At 70.9% G+C, this 16743-nt stretch carries 15 protein-coding genes; 13 read left to right on the top strand and 2 right to left on the bottom strand.

What is annotated here, in order from left to right; genetic code table 11:
* Both D7V77_RS31220 and D7V77_RS31215 read left to right on the top strand, forming a co-directional pair.
* Positions 1 to 1117: sigma-54-dependent Fis family transcriptional regulator (locus D7V77_RS31220; RefSeq protein WP_147452215.1), on the top strand; the 1117-nt coding region annotated here is incomplete at its 5' end.
* 56 nt (positions 1118 to 1173) lie between these two features.
* On the top strand, positions 1174 to 3738 hold the full coding sequence (locus D7V77_RS31215) for a bifunctional serine/threonine-protein kinase/formylglycine-generating enzyme family protein (protein WP_233597356.1): 2565 nt from the start codon (positions 1174 to 1176) through the stop codon (positions 3736 to 3738).
* A 9-nt stretch (positions 3739 to 3747) separates the two neighbouring features.
* Here the strand turns inward: D7V77_RS31215 and D7V77_RS31210 are convergent, their stop codons facing one another.
* A complete protein-coding gene (locus D7V77_RS31210) occupies positions 3748 to 5337 on the bottom strand; it encodes an ADYC domain-containing protein (RefSeq protein ID WP_120579933.1) in 1590 nt (529 codons plus the stop codon).
* 296 nt (positions 5338 to 5633) lie between these two features.
* Here D7V77_RS31210 and D7V77_RS31205 point away from each other — a divergent pair, with 296 nt between their 5' ends.
* Positions 5634 to 7568 (top strand): CocE/NonD family hydrolase, encoded by a 1935-nt coding sequence (locus tag D7V77_RS31205; RefSeq protein WP_120579932.1) that lies wholly within the window; start codon positions 5634 to 5636, stop codon positions 7566 to 7568.
* A gap of 103 nt (positions 7569 to 7671) precedes the next feature.
* On the top strand, positions 7672 to 8748 hold the full coding sequence (locus D7V77_RS31200; protein WP_120579931.1) for an RNA 3'-terminal phosphate cyclase: 1077 nt from the start codon (positions 7672 to 7674) through the stop codon (positions 8746 to 8748).
* Positions 8749 to 8767: 19 nt separating this feature from the next.
* Here D7V77_RS31200 and D7V77_RS31195 read toward each other — a convergent pair whose 3' ends face one another.
* Positions 8768 to 9121 (bottom strand): hypothetical protein, encoded by a 354-nt coding sequence (locus tag D7V77_RS31195; RefSeq protein WP_120579930.1) that lies wholly within the window; start codon positions 9119 to 9121, stop codon positions 8768 to 8770.
* A gap of 79 nt (positions 9122 to 9200) precedes the next feature.
* On the opposite strand from D7V77_RS31195, the gene sppA reads away from it, so the two are divergent.
* The 9 genes from sppA to D7V77_RS31150 all read left to right on the top strand — a co-directional run.
* Entirely contained in the window at positions 9201 to 10892 is a 1692-nt protein-coding gene (gene sppA, locus D7V77_RS31190; protein ID WP_120579929.1) for a signal peptide peptidase SppA, read from the top strand.
* Between the two features lie 43 nt (positions 10893 to 10935).
* Positions 10936 to 11694 carry a zf-TFIIB domain-containing protein gene (locus D7V77_RS31185; protein WP_120579928.1) on the top strand — a complete coding sequence of 253 codons (759 nt, stop codon included), beginning with the start codon at positions 10936 to 10938 and terminating at the stop codon, positions 11692 to 11694.
* 83 nt (positions 11695 to 11777) lie between these two features.
* On the top strand, positions 11778 to 12380 hold the full coding sequence (locus tag D7V77_RS31180) for a hypothetical protein (protein ID WP_120579927.1): 603 nt from the start codon (positions 11778 to 11780) through the stop codon (positions 12378 to 12380).
* A 154-nt stretch (positions 12381 to 12534) separates the two neighbouring features.
* Positions 12535 to 13620 carry an iron-sulfur cluster carrier protein ApbC gene (gene apbC, locus D7V77_RS31175; RefSeq protein ID WP_120579926.1) on the top strand — a complete coding sequence of 362 codons (1086 nt, stop codon included), beginning with the start codon at positions 12535 to 12537 and terminating at the stop codon, positions 13618 to 13620.
* Between the two features lie 27 nt (positions 13621 to 13647).
* Complete coding sequence (locus D7V77_RS31170) at positions 13648 to 14157, top strand: hypothetical protein (protein WP_120579925.1); 510 nt, start codon at positions 13648 to 13650, stop codon at positions 14155 to 14157.
* A gap of 4 nt (positions 14158 to 14161) precedes the next feature.
* Positions 14162 to 14617: a hypothetical protein gene (locus tag D7V77_RS31165; RefSeq protein ID WP_169827851.1), complete on the top strand. Its 456-nt coding sequence runs from the start codon at positions 14162 to 14164 to the stop codon at positions 14615 to 14617.
* A gap of 59 nt (positions 14618 to 14676) precedes the next feature.
* The gene (locus D7V77_RS31160) at positions 14677 to 15525 is read left to right on the top strand and encodes a 3-hydroxyacyl-CoA dehydrogenase family protein (protein WP_120579924.1); all 849 of its coding nucleotides are present in this window, start codon (positions 14677 to 14679) and stop codon (positions 15523 to 15525) included.
* 20 nt (positions 15526 to 15545) lie between these two features.
* A complete protein-coding gene (locus tag D7V77_RS31155; RefSeq protein ID WP_120579923.1) occupies positions 15546 to 16322 on the top strand; it encodes an enoyl-CoA hydratase-related protein in 777 nt (258 codons plus the stop codon).
* 1 nt (position 16323) lies between these two features.
* A partial coding sequence (locus tag D7V77_RS31150) for a hypothetical protein (RefSeq protein ID WP_120579935.1) occupies positions 16324 to 16743 on the top strand: 420 nt, incomplete at its 3' end.

Here is a 16743-nt window from a genome sequence, read left to right as displayed (position 1 = left end):
GGGGGACGGGATGCAGGGGGACGCGCTGCTGGGCTCGGCGAAGGCCGCGGCCCTGGCGGCGGCGCCAGGAGAGACACGGGTCAGCGGGCCTTCGATGTACCGGCTGGCGCTGGGTGAGCGTTCAGTGGTGGTGGCGGACGCGGCGCTGATGCGTCTGTTCGAATTGCTGCGCCGGCTGGCGGCGAGCCCCCTGCCGGTGCTCATCCATGGCGAGACGGGGGCGGGAAAGGAGAACGCGGCGTGGGCGGTGCATCACTGGTCGCCGCGTTCGGCGCAGCCCTTCGTGGCGCTCAACTGCGCGGCGCTGCCGGAGAGCCTGGTGGAAGGGGAGCTGTTCGGCCACGAGCGGGGCGCGTTCTCAGGCGCGGACCGGGCGCGCGCGGGCCTGCTGGAGCGGGCCAGTGGCGGCACGTTGTTCCTGGACGAGGTGGCGGAGCTGTCGCTGCCCATCCAGGCCAAGCTGCTGCGCGCGTTGGATCAGCAGGTGATCACCCGGCTGGGCGATTCGCGCGAGCGGCCCGTGGACCTGCGCGTGGTGGCGGCCACGCACCGCGTGCTGGCGGACGAGGTGAAGGCGGGGCGCTTCCGGCAGGACCTGTTCTTCCGCCTGTCCGCGGCGGTGGTGATGTTGCCGCCGTTGCGAGACAGGCCCCGCGAGCTGCCGTTGCTGGCGCGGGCGTTCCTGGAGGACGCCTGCGCGAGGGCAGGGCGCCCGCCGCTGCACCTGTCCGCCGCGACCATGGAGGTGCTGGGCGCGCACGCGTGGCCGGGCAACGTGCGCGAGTTGAAGAACACGGTGGAGTACGCGGTGGCCACGTCTCCGGGGCCGGTGGTGGAGCCATCGCACCTGCCGGAGTCCCTGCGGGCGCTGCCTCCACCCGAGCCGGAGGCGGTGCGCGCCGAGGAGGGCGGCACGGAGGCGCCGAGGGTGTTCCAGAACCTGGCGGAGGAGCTGCGGACGCTGGAGCGGCAGCGGATGGTGGAGGCGCTGGAGGCGACGGGTGGGGTGCAGACGCGTGCGGCGCAGCTCATCGGGATGCCGCTGCGCACGTTCGCGTTCAAGCTGAAGCAGCACCGCATCGCACCCTCACGAGGCCGGGTCGCGGCGGGTGAATGAGGAGCGAGCCGCTTCCAGCATGGCAGCCGCCCGCGACGTTCGGGGAGTACCGTCTGTTGCAGCCGCTGGGACGGGGCGCGATGGGGGAGGTGTACCTCGCGCACGACACGGTGCTGGACCGGCTGGTGGCGGTGAAGTTCATCGCGGGCGTCGCGCCGGATGAAGTGCAGCGCGAGCGCTTCCGCACGGAGGCGCGGGCCATCGCGAGGGTGCAGCATCCGAACGTGGTGGGCATCCACCGCGTGGGCGAGGTGAAGGACCGGCCCTATCTCGTCTCGGAGTTCTTGAGAGGGGACAGCCTGGACCGGCTGGCCCGGCCGGTGCCCTGGACGCGGGTGCTGGAGATTGGCATCGGGCTGGCGAAGGGGCTCGCGGCGGCGCATCGGCAGGGGGTGCTGCACCGGGACCTCAAGCCCGCGAACGCGCTGCTGACCGAGGACGGTCAGGTGAAGCTGCTCGACTTCGGCGTGGCGAAGCTGCTCGACGTGGCGATGGCGCCCGTCGGGCCCGTGCGCCCACCGGAAGGAGCAGGTGCCCTGCTCGTGGAGGGTGCGGCGACGGTGGATCTGCCCGGCGTGGAGGATTCGCGACGGACCTCGACCGTCGATGTGCCGAGGCAGGGGGCCGCCACGGGCCGTCCAGGGACGGCGGCCTCGGATCCTGGCCTCGCACTGCGGACCGCGACGTCGACGCCACTCCCGCCGGAGCGCCTCCTCGGTCCCGCGGACCTGCTGTCCACGGGCCGCATCGGGACACCGCTCTACATGGCCCCGGAGGTCTGGCGAGGAGAACCGGCCACGGTCCGCAGCGATCTCTTCTCGCTGGGCGTGCTCCTCTACGAGCTGTGCGGCGGCCCCACGCCCGGACCGCTCGCGGAGGCCCCGCGACTCCCCCGAAGCTTCGAGCCCCTGGACGTCGTGGTCCCCGGCGCCGATGCGACGTTCGCCGCCATCCTCGCCCGCTGCCTCGCGCATGATCCGTTCGCGCGCTTCGAATCCGCGGACGCCCTGCGCGAAGCCCTGGAGTCCATCACCTCGCGCGGCGTCACTCCGGCCATCGCGCCCCCGCGTCCACGGTGGCTGCGCATCACCCGCGTGCTCGCGCTCCCGGGGCTCGCGGTGGCCATCCTCGCTGGCGGCGACTGGTGGGGCGAACGTTCCCGGCGCATCGACGCGGAGAAGGCCATGGCCTCCGCCTCCTCCATCCTCGACGAAGGCCGCGCCCTGGACGCCCGCATCGAAGTCCTCCGCACGGAGGCCTTCACCGCGTTCGACACCGACCACTCCTCCGAAGCGGAGGCCTCCTGGGCCCAGGCCCTGGAGCTGGGCGCGAAGCAGGCCCGCCGCTACGAAGACGCCAGCACCGTCCTCGAAGCCGCGCAGACACGCGTGGGCCGGGGCTCGAACCTCGCCCTGGATCAACGCGTCGCGGAGGTCCTCCTCCAGCGGATCCTCTTCGCGGAGCGCGACCGCGAAGCCGGCGTCCTGACCACGCTGACCCAACGCCTGAACGAACTGGACCCGAGCGCCCGCACGAGCCGGAAGCTGACCGCCCCCGTCCGGATGGAGCTGGACAGCGAACCCCCTGGCGCCGTCATCCAGGTTGAATCCTTCGAGCCCCAGCCCGGCGGCCCGCCGCGCTGGTCCGAGCCCAGGGCCTTCGACAAGACGCCCATGACCTCCGGCCTCACGCTGGGGCCCGGCTCGCACCGGCTGACCTTCACGCTCCCGGACCGGCCGCCCGTCCGCTACCCGGTCATGCTCACGCGCGGAGAGACCTTCCAGGCGAAGGTCCCCATCCCCGAACGCGTCCCGGACGGCTACGTCTACGTGCCCCCCGGCCGCTTCCTCTACGGCAGCGGCGACGACGAGACCATCCGCCGCACCGTCATCCGCACGCGCCCGATGCACCGGCTCACCACCGGCGGCTTCCTCATCGCGCGCCACGAAGTCACCTACGCGGACTGGCTCGCCTGGCTGCGCGAACTGCCCGCCTCCGAGCGCGCCGCGCGCAGGCCCCGGGGCACCAACTACTTCGGCACCATCGAGCTGCGCCCGGCCAACGACAGCACCTGGACCTTCCACCTGGAGCACGAAGGCGTCACGTACCAGGCGAGGGAAGGGGAGCCCCTGAGCTACCAGGACCGCACCCTGCGCGCCGAACAGGACTGGCGCCGCTTCCCCGTGTCCGGCATCTCCTGGGAGGACGCCCGCGCGTACACCGCGTGGCTGGATGCCACCGGCCGGCTGCCCCACGCACGCCTGTGCTCCGAACGCGAATGGGAGCGCGCGGCCCGGGGCGCGGATGGACGCGACTACCCGCACGGCCCGGTGCTCGCGCCGGATGACGCCAACTTCGACGCCACCTACGGCCGCAAGCCGCGCGCCTTCGGGCCGGACGCGGTGGGTTCGCATCCCGCGTCGGACAGCCCCTTCGGTGTGGCGGACCTGTCCGGCAACGTGTGGGAATGGCTGGTGACGGACACGAACAGCACGCCTGCGTACGGCGGCGGTTCGTTCTACCAGGACGCGCTCACCGCCCGCGCCCTCAACCACGGCGACGGCGAACCCCGCACACGCTTCCCCTTCATCGGGATGCGCGTGTGCGCGTCCATGCCCTGACCCCATGACTCAGAGGTCGCGCGCCGGCAGCTGTCCCACCGCCGGCAGGTAGCCCAGCTCACGGACGAGGAAGAACCCGGGCTGGGCCTGCGTGGAGGTGGCGTAGACGCCCGGCGCCACCAGGGACCGCCACAGCTTCAGCGGCCGGCGCTGGCCCGCGCTGGTGACGTCCACGGAGCTGTACACGAAGCCTTCGATGCCCTGGTCCCCGTTGAGGGGCTGGAGGGCGAAGCCCGCCAGGCGTTCGCACTGGTGATCGTCCGTGAGCAGGTAGCGCCCGGTGCTGTTCGCGCACCGGTACAGCGGCTTGATGAGGCTGCCCATGCGCGCGCGGATGTCGGCCGGCAGCTTCGAGGAGAGGATGGGCCCCTCCTTGCGCTGCGGCGTGAACGGCGTCACGTCCGCCGCTCCGTCCGCATCCAGGTCCAGGTGGATGCCGGTCACGCTGCTGCCGCCTTCGATGGTCGACTCATCCACCGTCACCGCGGTGGTCGTCACGTAGCTGTTGGCGGCATCCTTGAACATCACCAGCGACCGGTCGATGAAGAGCGAATAGGACACGAGCAGCGTCGAGCTGGCATACGCCGACAGGTTCAGGGACTCGCAGGGCCGCGTCGCACGCGGGGCCAGGAGGAGCTTGCGGTTCACGCACGTGGCCTCCAGGGGAAGCGTGTCCCAGCGCTTCTTGCTCAGGCACAGCGGCCGCACTCCGCCGCAGTCATCCACCTTCCACACGGCCTCCAGGGAGTAGCCCTCCAGGGTGACCGGCAGGTTTCCTCCGTCCAGTTGGATCGCGTCATGGGGGCCCATGAACTTCAGCGGCGTCCCGTCCAGCGTGTTGCTCCGGCCCTCGCCGCAGTAGTCCGCCGTGGCCATGCGCGTGCACAGCTGGTGGTACTCCCGCGCGACGCCCTGCGAGGACGTCGCGTTCCAGGGCGGATAGCCCCAGTCGATGCACTTGGCGATGACGCCCCCGCCCACGAAGAACGGCTGGCTCGTGCCCTCGTCCTTCGGCGCGCAGGCGAAGGTGAAGTACTCATAATTGGGGATCAGCTCGCCACCCGTGGACCACGCATGCGGCACCGCGAGCGCGAATCCGCTGCCCGTGGGGCACAGCGCCTGGGGCGCCGCGTCCTCCGTGGACGCCGTCACGCGGTACTCCCAGAACGCCTTGCCGTCAGCCACGTTCTGGTCCGTGCACGGGAAGGTGGGCGCCGTGATGCCGACGTGGCACCGGACCTGATCGATGGTGAGCTTCACCGAGCGCCCCTCGAAGGGCGCGCGGAAGGACGTGCCCACGAGGCCTACCCCCTCCAGGACCCGCACCGGCATCGGGGGATTGCCACCCGTGCAGATCTGGACGCCGACCAGCCGCCCGCCAGACATCGCCGCCATGGGTGGCTCGCAAACCAGCCCGGTGGGAGGCGCGGAGACCTCGATGGAGTTCAACGGGATGTTCACGTTCTCGAAGCGCCCCGAGCCGTGCAGCTTCGTTCCCTGCGCGCTGTTCACCGGCGGCGGATCCGCCTCCGCGCCCAGGGCCGTCAGGAGCCCCATCGCCAGGCACCACCGCGTCAACGTCCTGCCGCTCGCCTTCATGTGTCCATCTCCACAGGCCTTCGAATCCGTGGGGCGCACCATCGCGTCCCCGCTGCATATGGAACGGACCGTGCGCGTGAAGTTGGCTACGGATTTCTGTTTTGTGCGGAGCGCGCAAACCTTGCCGTGCATGCAAGGATTGCCGTGCCGCGCATGCGAGGAGCGTGTGCAAGCCTTGCACGCTCCGAGCGCGGCGCGATGCGGCGGGCGATCCAGCTTCCGTGCCCGGGCGGCATCGCCCAAGATGCATTTCCTTCCGAATTTCCCCCGCATTTTTCCGCAAAGAGGAGGGGAGCATGGCCTTCCACCCCCGCGGCCTCGTGGCCGCGCTCGCGCTGTTCTCGCTGTCCGGTCCCGCCCTCGCGCAGGCCCCCGCCGCGCCGCCCAAGCCGCCCGCGAGTCCAGAGGATGAACGCGCCGCGTTCGTCCGGTCGCACTTCACGAAGTACGAGGTGCGCATCCCCATGCGCGACGGCGTGAAGCTCTTCACGACGTTCTACGTCCCCAACGACGCGAGCCCCCAGAAGCGCTACCCCGTGCTGATGATGCGCACGCCGTACTCGATTCCCCCCTACGGCGCGGGCCGCTATCCCAGGACCCTGGGCCTGCCCGGCTTCGAGAAGGAGGGCTTCATCTTCGCCTTCCAGGACGTGCGCGGCCGGTACATGTCCGAGGGCGAGTTCGTCAACGTGCGCCCCCACCGCGACACCAAGAAGGGCAAGGAGGTGGACGAGAGCAGCGACACGTACGACACCATCGACTGGCTGGTGAAGCGCGTGCCCCACAACAACGGCAAGGTGGGCATGTGGGGCGTGTCCTATCCGGGCTTCTACACGTCCGCGGGCGCCATCGATTCGCACCCCGCGCTCAAGGCGGTGTCGCCGCAGGCGCCCATCGCGGACTGGTTCTGGGACGACATGCACCGGCATGGCGCCCTCAACCTCCAGCTGGCGTTCAGCTTCTTCTCCGTCTTCGGAAAGCCCCGGCCCGCGCCCACGGATGACGTGGAGTGGAAGCCCTTCGACTTCGGCACCCCGGACGCCTACCAGTTCTTCCTGGACCTGGGCCCGGTGGCCAACGCGGACGCGAAGCACTTCCACGGTGACGTGGCCTTCTGGAAGGACATCACCGCGCACCCCAACTACGACGCCTTCTGGCAGGCGCGGAACCTGCTGCCGCACCTGAAGAACATCAAGGCGGCGGTGATGGTGGTGGGCGGCTGGTACGACACGGAGGACCTCTACGGGCCGCTGCGCACGTACGCCGCCATCGAGAAGCAGAACCCCGGCATCGCCAACACGCTGGTGATGGGCCCGTGGCCCCACGGCGGATGGATGCGCGGGGAGGGCGCGTCGCTGGGAGACGCGGACTTCGGCTTCCCCACCAGCGCCACGTATCAGGACCTGGTGCTGGCCTTCTTCAAGCAGCACCTGAAGGGAGGCCCGGACGCGGCCGTGCCGGAGGCGCTCGTCTTCGAAGGCGGCGCCAACCGCTGGCGCCAGCTGGACGCCTGGCCGCCCAAGGGCACAAAGGAGGCGCGCCTGTACTTCCAGCCCCAGGGCGCGCTGGCGTTCCAGGCCCCCAAGGCGGCGGCGCCGTCGTTCGACGAATACGTGAGCGACCCGGCGAAGCCCGTGCCGTACACGCAGGACCTGAGCCCCGGCTGGTCCAAGTCGTACATGACGGAGGATCAGCGCTTCGCCTCGCGCCGGCCGGACGTGCTCACGTACCAGACGGAGCCGCTGGAGAAGGACCTCACGCTCGCGGGCCCGCTGGAGGCGGAGTTGTGGGTTTCCACGACGGGCAGTGACGCGGACTGGGTGGTGAAGCTGGTGGACGTGAACCCCGGGAAGGTGCCCGGCTGGACGAAGGAGCAGGAGCAGTCCGGCGAGCACAACCGGGGCGCGCAGCAGACGCTGGTGCGAGGGGAGCCGTTCCGCGGCCGCTTCCGCGACAGCTACTCCCAGCCCAAGCCCTTCACGCCCAACGAGGTGACGAAGGTGCGCTTCGTCATCAACGACGTGTTCCACACCTTCCAGCGCGGCCACCGGCTGATGGTGCAGGTGCAGTCGAGCTGGTTCCCGTTCATCGACCGCAACCCGCAGACCTACGTGTCCAGCATCTACGAGGCGAAGCCCACCGACTTCGTGCGTGCGATGCACCGGCTGCACCACACGGCGGCCCAGCCCAGTGCGTTGAAGGTGAACGTCCTGCCCGCGTTGGACGAGTAGATCCCCGGTTCGCTCGCGCGCGGTCTGCTAGGCTGCGCGCGCGCCACCACGCGGGTGGCCCTTCACCGGGCCGCGCGCCACGACACGCCATGACGGGAGGGACATGACCGGTCACGACCGGCCCGACGCCGGGCGGGTGTTGCTCGACGGAAAGTTGGGGGAGGGGGGCGGCCACGTCCTCCGCTCCGCGCTGTCCCTGTCGCTCATCACCGGCCGTCCCTTCCATCTCAGCGGGCTGCGCGGGCACCGCGACCCGCCGGGGCTGCGTCCCCATCACCTGGCCTACGTGCGCGGCGCGGAGGCGCTGAGCGGCGGCACCAGCGAGGGCGCCTCCGTGGGCTCCACGGAGCTGCGCTTCACGCCCGGCCCGGTGCGCGCGGGGGACTACCTGCTGGAGGCCGGCGCGTCCGGCAGCACGCCCCGGCTCTTCCAGTGTCTGGTGTACCCGCTGGCGCTCGCGGGCGGCGGACGGCTCACGCTTCGAGGCGCCACGCACCCGCGGGGCGGGCCCAGCTTCCACGAGCTCGTCGGCGCGTGGCAGTCAGTGGCGCGCGCATACGGGCTGCCCGTTCAGCTGTCGCTCACCCACGCGGGCTTCCTTCCGGAGGGCGCGGGCGAGTTCACCGCGGAGGTGGGCGCCCCGGCCGAGCCGCCCGTGCGAGTGGACCTGCCCGCGCGCGGCGTGCTGCGGGAGGTGCGGGTGATGTCCGTCGTGGGCGGGCTGCCCTTCGCGGTGGCGGAGCGTCAGTCTCGCGCCGCGGTGGCCGCGCTGCGCGAGCGGGGCATCCTGGCGGAAGCGGACAACCGGCCGCTGGCGGTGACGCGCTCGCAGGGCTCCGCGACGCTCGTGCTGGCGCAGTTCGAGCACACCGTGGCGGGCTTCACGTCGCTGGGCGAGCGGGGCCTGGACGCCGAAGGGGTGGGGCGCGAGGCGGCGGAGGCGCTGACCCGCTTCATGGAGACGGGCGGCGCGCTCGACGAACACCTGGCGGAGCAGTTGCTGCTGCCGGCGGCGCTCCTGGCGTCAGGGAGGCTGGGGGCGGTGACGCCGGGCACCACGCGCTTCACCGCCGCTCGCATCACCGACGCGCTGACGGTCCAGGCGGAGGTGCTGCGGCGCTTCCTGCCGGTGCACCTTCAGGTGGATCCGGGCGGAAGCGTGGAGGTCCGCCCGGCGTGAGGAGGGAAGGGCGAGGCGCTTAAGCCTCGTCCTCGGTGGCGTTGCCACGGGCGCCGAAGGTGTTGGAGTCCGACATGTCCTTGACGGTGCCCCGGTAGGCGCGGATGGCGAAGGGCGCGGCGACGAGGAAGACGATGCCCACGAGGCCAATGGCCATCCAGGGAATGGGCGTCTCCTTGATCTGCACGTCCTTGCCGTAACCGTTGAGGTTGTTGCCCATGGCGCGCGCCTTGGCGGCGTCCTTCTCTTCCTGGGTCAACTCCTTGCGGTTCTGGAACTCCTGAGGCTGCCGGCGCTGGGGCTGCGCCAGGACAGCACCGCCCCAGACAAGGGCGAGGACGAGGACAAGCCGGGGGAGGGAGGGGGAGGGCATGGGCCTTCAGCCTAACAGAGCCTCCCGGCGCGGGTGAACAGGGGTTGCTTCGCCCGGCGCGGGGCGTTACGCGCGGCGCATGCTCCGCCTTCCCTTCCTCCTCCTGGCGAACCTCCTCCTGGGGCTGCGACTCCTCCTGGGCCTGCCCTTTCGTCTGATGGCGGCGCGCAAAAGACCCACTTGGATCCGCTTCCGGCTCGCGGGCGAGCTCCCGTACCGGCCGCGCCCCGTGCAACGTTTCCGTCTCGGCGGCGCCACGCCAGAGCCCGCCACGGTGACGTCACTGGAAGCGTTGGGCCGCGCACTCAAGGTGCTGGCCGCGGATCCGAAGGTGGAGGGCATCCTCCTGGAGTTGGAGGGCCTGGGCATCCCGGACGCCAAGCGCGAGGCCCTCCGTACCCTGCTGTCGGACTTCCAGGCCGCCGGCAAGCGGGTGGTGTCCTGGGCGGTGATGGTGGACACGGACGCCTACCCCGTATTGGGCGCGGCGGACGAGGTGCTGCTCGCCCCCATGGGCCGGGTGGAGCTGGTGGGCTACGCCGCCGAGGCCACGGTGCTGGGCGAGGCCTTCGGGCGGGTGGGCATCCACGCGCACTTCGCGCGGCGCGGTGACTACAAGACAGCGCCGGAGCTCTTCACGGACGGCAAGGTGTCCGACATCCAGCGCCAGACGCTGGAGACCTTCCTGGACGAGCGCTACGGCGTGCTGGTGGAGGCCATCTCCAGCGACCGGGGCAAGACGCCGGAGGAGGCGCGGGCGCTCATCGATTCAGGGCCCTACAGCGCGAAGCGGGCGCTGGAGGCGGGGCTGGTGGACGGGCTGGTCCACGAAGCGGACCTGGGCGCGCACCTGGGCCTGGAGGCGAAGAAGGACGAGGAGCCCCCGGTGCCCACGTATGACGCGTACCTGGCGACGCTCGCGTTCCCGCCGGTGAAGTGGCGCCGGCTGCGCCGCAAGCCCCGGCTGGCGGTGGTGGACGTGGCGGGCATCATCATCCCGGGCAGCGGCGGCGCGGGCCGGTTCGCGGCGGCGGACTCGGTGGTGAAGGCGCTGCGGAAGGCGGGGAGGGATCCGCGCGCGAAGGCGGTGGTGCTGGCGGTGGGGAGCCCCGGCGGATCAGCGCTCGCGTCCGAGCAGATCTTGGAAGCGGTGAAGCGCGTGGCGAAGCAGAAGCCCGTCATCGCGTACGTGGATCAGATCTGCGCGAGCGGCGGCTACATGGCGGCCATCGGCGCGAAGGAGATCTGGTCCGCGCCCCATGCCGTCGTGGGCTCCATTGGCGTGTTCGTGGGCAAGTTCGAGTACGGGGACCTGCTGGAGAAGCTGGGCATCCACCGCACCACGCTGGCGCGGGGCGAGAACGCGGCGTTCTTCTCTTCGTCGCGAGGCTTCACGCCGCAAGAGCGCGCCGCGCTGGAGCGCGAAGTGGAGGAGAGCTACCAGTCCTTCCTGGAGCTGGTGGCCCAGGCGCGAGGCCGGACGAAGGAGGAGATCCACCAGCGCGCGGAGGGGCGCGTCTACTCGGGGCTGCGCGCGAAGGAGGCGGGGCTGGTGGACCGCATCGGCGGCTTCGAGGAGGTCTGCCGCCACGCGCTGGAAGAGGCGCGCGTCCCGTCGGACGACTTCGATCTGGTGCGCTACGGAGACGCTCGCGCGAGGCTGTCGTTGCTCAAGCTGCTGATGGGCGCTGCGCACCCGGCCACGTACGCCTTCTGCACCACGGCGTGGAGCCTCCAGCGCTCCAGGGCCTTCCGCCGGTTCGACGATTGAGAGCGGCGCCGCGCCCTTTCACTGGGAGAGTCGGCCCTTTAGCATGCGCCGCATGGCCCGCTCCTGCCCGGTCTGCCCCAGCCAGCCCATGAACGTCGTCCATGCCTCCGACGTGGAGGTGGACGTCTGTCCGCGCTGCCACGGTCTGTACTTCGACCGGGGGGAGCTGGAGCGCTTTCCGGACCGGCCTTCGCTCAAGCCGCTGCTGACCGCGGCGAGGCAGGCCGCATCGCGCTGCCGCACCGGCGGGCACCTCGTCCCACGCGCCATGGCCGTCTGTGCCACCTGCTCCGGCGCGCCCCTGGGCTGTCCCGGCTGCGGCGCGCGGCTGGCGATGGTCAACGCGCGCGTGTGCAACGTGGACCTGTGCACGCACTGCGGCGGCACCTGGCTGGACGCGGGCAAGTTCGAGGCCCTGGAGAAGGCCGAGGTGACGGCCCCCAAGCCCACGCCCGCGACGTCCAAGGGCTGGGAGGTCGCCGCGGCGACGGATGGGGGCGCGGACCCATGGAAGGGTCCAGGCTCCACGGCCGCGCTGCCGCCGTCGGACTCGCCCACGGGCGGACTGGGCGTGCTCTCCCCGCTGGCCTGCGTCCATTGCGGCATCCAGGTCTCCGTGCCCCAGGCGTACGCGTTCAACGGTGACCTCTACTGCCGCGAGCACCGCCCGAAGGGCGCCGTGTCGGGCAACAGCCTTCCCAGGGACCGGGACCCGTCCAACTACCCGAACCTGGAAGCCGCGTCGGACGGCGTCGACCTGGCGGACATCGTCGTCTGGCTATTCCGGCTGCTGCGCCGCTGACCGTTCGTCCGCGGGAGCACCAACGGGGCGGACGTCCGGGCATTGCCGGCCCCGGAGCCGGCGTCTACCCTGCCGCGCCAGTGATGACCCGCCTTGCCCCCTTGAGCCTCCTGTTGCTGGGCACCGCCTGTGCCACCATGTCCCGTGAACCGGCCTCGGTCGCGGAGGCGTACGCCAAGGCACTGGAGGAGAACCGGCTGTCGGACGCCTACCGCCTGACGACCGGCACCCCGGAGGGCGAGGGGGCCTTCCTGGACGAGTACTCCGTCGAGGCCGCTCGGAAGGAGCGCGCCGCCGCCGTCCGGGCAGGCTCGGGCGTGCTGGAGGCCCGGGCCCCGTCCGTCACGCTGGCCCGCCAGGGAGAGGACTGGCGCGTGGTGGAGTCTCGCCCCGCGGACGTTCCCCGAGCGGCGCTGAAGAAGTTCCTGGACCAGGTGGAGTCCCGCGACTGGAAGGGCGCATGGGGCCTGCTCGCCTCGCCGCTGAGGGCCCGCTACACCCCGGAGCGCCTGAAAGAGGACTTCGAGCGCGAGCCCCTGGCCAGGGAGCGCCTGCGCCGCGCCCGGCTGGCCCTCAACACCCACGTGCGCGTGGCGGCGGGTGAAGCGCTGTTCCCCCTGGGGGGGGAGCGCGCGGTGCGGCTGGTGCTGGAGGATGGCGAGTACCGGGTGGCAGCCATCGAATGAGGCCCAGAAGCCGGGCGCGATCCGGGGCCGGAGGAAGGCCGGGCGGCCTCCGGACATGTGCGTTAAACGACGTTGACAGCCCCCGGAGTGCTGGCAATCTCCGCCCCCCTTCGAGCGTGCAAGCGCCCGTTTTCAAAAGGTTTCAGGTGTTCCGATGAGCGTGTCCCAGGCCGATGTGATGACGGCCATGTCGAAGGTGATCGACCCCGAGCTGCATGTCGACCTGGTGAAGGCCGGCATGGTGAAGGATGTGCGCGTCACCGGCGACACGGTGAAGCTGAAGATCGAGCTGACCACGCCCGCGTGTCCCATGAAGGGGAAGATCCAGGCGGACGCGGAGGCCGCGCTCAAGGCGGTGCCGGGCCTGAAGTCCTTCGACATCGAGTGGGGCGCCCAGGTGCGCGGCGTCGCCGGGGGCTCCGGCGGCGGGGCGCTGCTGCCGGGCGTGAAGAACATCCTGCTCGTGGGCGCCGGCAAGGGCGGCGTGGGCAAGAGCACGGTGGCGGTGAACCTGGCCACGTCGCTCGCGCAGCACGGCGCCAAGGTGGGCCTGCTGGACGCGGACTTCTACGGCCCCTCCGTGCCGCTGATGACGGGCACCGCGGACAAGCGCCCGGTGAGCCCCAACGGCAAGACGCTGGATCCGCTGGTCGCCCACGGCATGAAGATCATGTCCATCGGCTTCCTGGTGGAAGCGGATCAGGCGCTCATCTGGCGCGGCCCCATGCTCCACGGCGCCCTCATGCAGCTGGTGCGCGACGTGAACTGGGGGGAGCTGGACTACCTCATCCTGGACCTGCCCCCGGGCACGGGCGACGTGGCGCTGACGTTGTCCCAGTCCGTGCGGGCCGCGGGCGCGGTGCTGGTGACGACGCCGCAGGACGTGGCGCTGGCGGACGTGGTGCGCGCCAAGCAGATGTTCGACAAGGTCCACATCCCCGTGCTGGGCATCGTGGAGAACATGAGCCAGTTCATCTGCCCGCACTGCAACAAGAGCACGCCCATCTTCAACCACGGCGGCGGGCGCAAGGCGGCGGAGATGTTCGGCATCCCATTCCTCGGGGAGATCCCGCTCGACCTCAAGGTGCGTGAGGCGGGAGACTCCGGCGTGCCGGTGGTGGTGGGGCACAAGGACAGCCCGGAGGCGAAGGCCTTCCAGGACGTCGCTCGCGCGATCGCGGGCCGCGTGTCCGCGCAGTCCATGAAGAGCGTGCCCCTGCCGGTGATGCAGGCCCGGTAGGGCTCAACCGAAGTGTAAGGAGACCGCATGGCCCCGGCCGGCAACGACGACCTCCCGCCTGATCCGCTGTTCGATGACGACTCGGAGCAGCAGCCCGGACGGGAGAACCGCTCGGGCGGCTTCGTGCCGGACTTCGTGCGGCGCATGGCGGTGGCCGGCATGGGCGCGGTCTTCATGGGCGAGGAGGGCATCCGGGCCCTCGCCGGCCAGCTCAAGCTGCCCAAGGAGGCGCTGGGCTTCCTCCTGTCCCAGGCGGAGAAGACCAAGGACGACATCAGCCGCGTCGTCACGGAGGAGCTGCGCCGCTTCATGCAGTCGGAGAAGCTGCGTGACGAGTTCCTCAAGCTGCTCTCCGGCATGACGGTGGAGGTCAAGGCGCAGATCCGCCTGGTGCCGTCGGAGAAGGCGGAAGAGGCGCCCGCGCCGGAGCATCCCCCCAAGGCCAGCAAGAAGGCCGCGGAGGCGCCCACCGCGCGCGTGGTCATCACGGACGTGAACGCGCGCCGGCCGGCCTCCAAGCGCTCGAAGCGGGAGTAAGGACGTGGCGGAGGAAGTCACCGCATCGCCCGCGCCGGAAGCCCCAGCGCCTCCCGCTCCGGAGAAGCCGCGGCCTGGCTGGCGCACGCACCCGCTGCCCAAACGGCTGGCGCTCATCGCCATCGTGGCGGTGGGGCTGTGGCTGTGGAAGGCCACGGACCTGCCGGAGCGTCAGCTCATCTTCCAGTTTACCGGCGACGGCTGGAGCAGCGTGCGCGCCGTGGACCTCCAGGTGGTGGACGACGAGGAGCACATCCTCAAGCGCGAGGAGCTGTTCTTCGCGAACGGCCCGCCCCCGGAGGTGACGTTCAAGATGCGCCTGCCGGAGGGCACCGTCCGCGCGCTCCTGTTCGTGAAGGTGGAGGGGCGCGAGCCGCGCGTGCGCCTGGAGGAGCGGCTCACGGTGGGCGAGGGTGAGGCCATCGTCCGCCAGCTGCGATTGCCCGCCGCCAGTCGTTGACCGGCGTTGACCCTCCTGGGGGCGTGCGTTATGGCCGCCGGCACAGGAGAGAAGACGCCATGGCAACGGAACACATCGTCGTCGTCGGTGCAGGGCAGATGGGCGCGGGCATCGCGCAGGTGGCGCTCCAGGCGGGCCTGCGCGTGTCGCTGGTGGACGTCAACAAGGACGGACTCGCCAAGGGCGCGGACCGCATCAAGGCCGGCCTGAAGAAGCTGGCGGAGAAGGGCAAGCTGGATGCGGCGAAGCAGCAGGCCGCGGAAGCCAACCTGGCCACCTTCACCAACGCGCGCGACGCGAAGGACGTGGACGTCGCCATCGAGGCCGTCACGGAGAACGAGGACCTCAAGCGCCGCATCTTCCTGGAGCTGGACGAGGTGGTCCGCCCCGGCGGCATCCTCGCCACCAACACGTCCTCCATCCCCATCACCCGCATCGCCGCGGCCACGAAGCGCCCCGAGTCCGTCATCGGGATGCACTTCATGAACCCCGTGCCGGTGATGCAGCTGGTGGAGCTGATCCGCGGCGCCGCCACCAGCGATGAGACCTACGCCACCATCCGCACGATGGCCGAGCGCATGGGCAAGACGACGGTGGTCTCCAAGGACTACCCGGGCTTCATCGTCAACCGCATCCTCATCCCCATGCTGAACGAGGCCTGCTTCGCGCTGATGGAGGGCCTGGGCACCGCGGAGGACATCGACACCGCGATGAAGCTGGGCACCAACCAGCCCATGGGCCCGCTGCAGCTGGCGGACTTCATCGGCCTGGACACGGTGCTCTACATCGCCGAGGTGCTGCACAAGGGCCTGGGTGACTCCAAGTACCGCCCGTGCCCGCTGCTGCGTCAGTACGTGGACGCCGGCTGGTACGGCAAGAAGTCCGGCCGCGGCTTCTACAAGTACTAGGCCTTCCGGAGACACCACACATGGACTACCAGAACATCAAGTTCGAGAAGGACGGCGCCCTCGCCATCCTCACCGTGGACCGGCCCAAGGCGCTCAACGCGCTCAACAGCGCCACGTTCCACGAGATGGACCACGCGCTGCGCTCGCTGAAGGACGACACGCGCGCGCTCATCGTCACCGGCGGCGGGGACAAGTCCTTCGTCGCGGGCGCGGACATCGCGGAGATGTCCACCATCAGCGCCGCGCAGGCCCGTGAGTTCTCCGCGCTGGGGCACCACGTCTTCGCGTCCCTGGAGAACCTGTCCATCCCCACCATCGCGGCCGTGAACGGCTTCGCGCTGGGCGGCGGCCTGGAGCTGGCCCTGGGCTGCGACCTCATCTACGCGTCGGAGAAGGCGAAGCTGGGGGTGCCCGAAGTCACCCTGGGCGTCATCCCGGGCTTCGGCGGCACGCAGCGCCTCACGCGCCTCCTGGGCCGCGCCCGTGCGAAGGAGCTGCTCTTCACCGCGGACCGCATCGACGCGGCGAAGGCGAAGGAGATCGGCCTGGTCCTGGAGGTGCTGCCCGCGGACAAGCTGATGGAGCACTGCAAGGCGGTGGCCGCGAAGATCCTCAAGAACGGCCCGCTCGCGGTGGCCCAGGCCAAGCGCGTGGTGGAGTACGGCGCGGATCAGGACCTGCGCGCCGCCAATGAGCTGGAGCGCCAGGGCTTCGCGGTCCTCTTCGGTTCGGAGGATCAGCGCGAGGGCATGGCCGCGTTCCTGGCCAAGCGTCCGGCCAACTTCCAGGGCAAGTGACGTGAAGCACGCGGTCGCGGCCGGGAGCCTGCTGTGCTTCCTGGCCGCGCCGCCGGCCCGGGCGGAGGAGGTCTCCGAGCAGGAGCCCCGCGCCCCGGCCCTGGTGTCCTGGAAGCGCACGCTGTGTCTCTACACGCTGTGCTTCCTGGAGCCCGCCATCCCGGACCTCCGCCGCGAGTGGGGCGATGGCGCCCACTGGGTGCTGTCCTGGCCCATCCATCCGTGGGCCACGCCACCGTTGGACGTACCCGGCGTGTTGGGTCCCACGCTCATCCTGTCGCCCTTCGTGGAGCCCCAACTGAGGCTGCGACCGTCCACCTTCCGCATGCTCGCCGGGGCTCGCGTGTATGCCTTCCCGGACGCGTACCGCTTCGGCGTGCTGGCCGAAGGGGCGGGCGTGTGGGGCGGAGACGGGAAGGGC

The organism is Corallococcus sp. CA041A, assembly GCF_003612075.1.
Classification (GTDB): Bacteria; Myxococcota; Myxococcia; order Myxococcales; family Myxococcaceae; genus Corallococcus; species Corallococcus exiguus.
Note: the sequence above shows the minus strand (reverse complement) of the source record. Positions and strands in the feature narration are given on the sequence as shown.

Coding starts and splice junctions, on each gene's coding strand:
- D7V77_RS31160 (WP_120579924.1), top strand. CDS start 14,677: ATGGCAACGGAACACATCGTCGTCGTCGGTGCAGGGCAGATGGGCGCG.
- D7V77_RS31200 (WP_120579931.1), top strand. CDS start 7,672: ATGACCGGTCACGACCGGCCCGACGCCGGGCGGGTGTTGCTCGACGGA.
- D7V77_RS31170 (WP_120579925.1), top strand. CDS start 13,648: ATGGCCCCGGCCGGCAACGACGACCTCCCGCCTGATCCGCTGTTCGAT.
- D7V77_RS31155 (WP_120579923.1), top strand. CDS start 15,546: ATGGACTACCAGAACATCAAGTTCGAGAAGGACGGCGCCCTCGCCATC.
- apbC (WP_120579926.1), top strand. CDS start 12,535: ATGAGCGTGTCCCAGGCCGATGTGATGACGGCCATGTCGAAGGTGATC.
- sppA (WP_120579929.1), top strand. CDS start 9,201: ATGCTCCGCCTTCCCTTCCTCCTCCTGGCGAACCTCCTCCTGGGGCTG.
- D7V77_RS31195 (WP_120579930.1), bottom strand. CDS start 9,121: ATGCCCTCCCCCTCCCTCCCCCGGCTTGTCCTCGTCCTCGCCCTTGTC.
- D7V77_RS31210 (WP_120579933.1), bottom strand. CDS start 5,337: ATGAAGGCGAGCGGCAGGACGTTGACGCGGTGGTGCCTGGCGATGGGG.
- D7V77_RS31205 (WP_120579932.1), top strand. CDS start 5,634: ATGGCCTTCCACCCCCGCGGCCTCGTGGCCGCGCTCGCGCTGTTCTCG.
- D7V77_RS31180 (WP_120579927.1), top strand. CDS start 11,778: ATGACCCGCCTTGCCCCCTTGAGCCTCCTGTTGCTGGGCACCGCCTGT.
- D7V77_RS31185 (WP_120579928.1), top strand. CDS start 10,936: ATGCGCCGCATGGCCCGCTCCTGCCCGGTCTGCCCCAGCCAGCCCATG.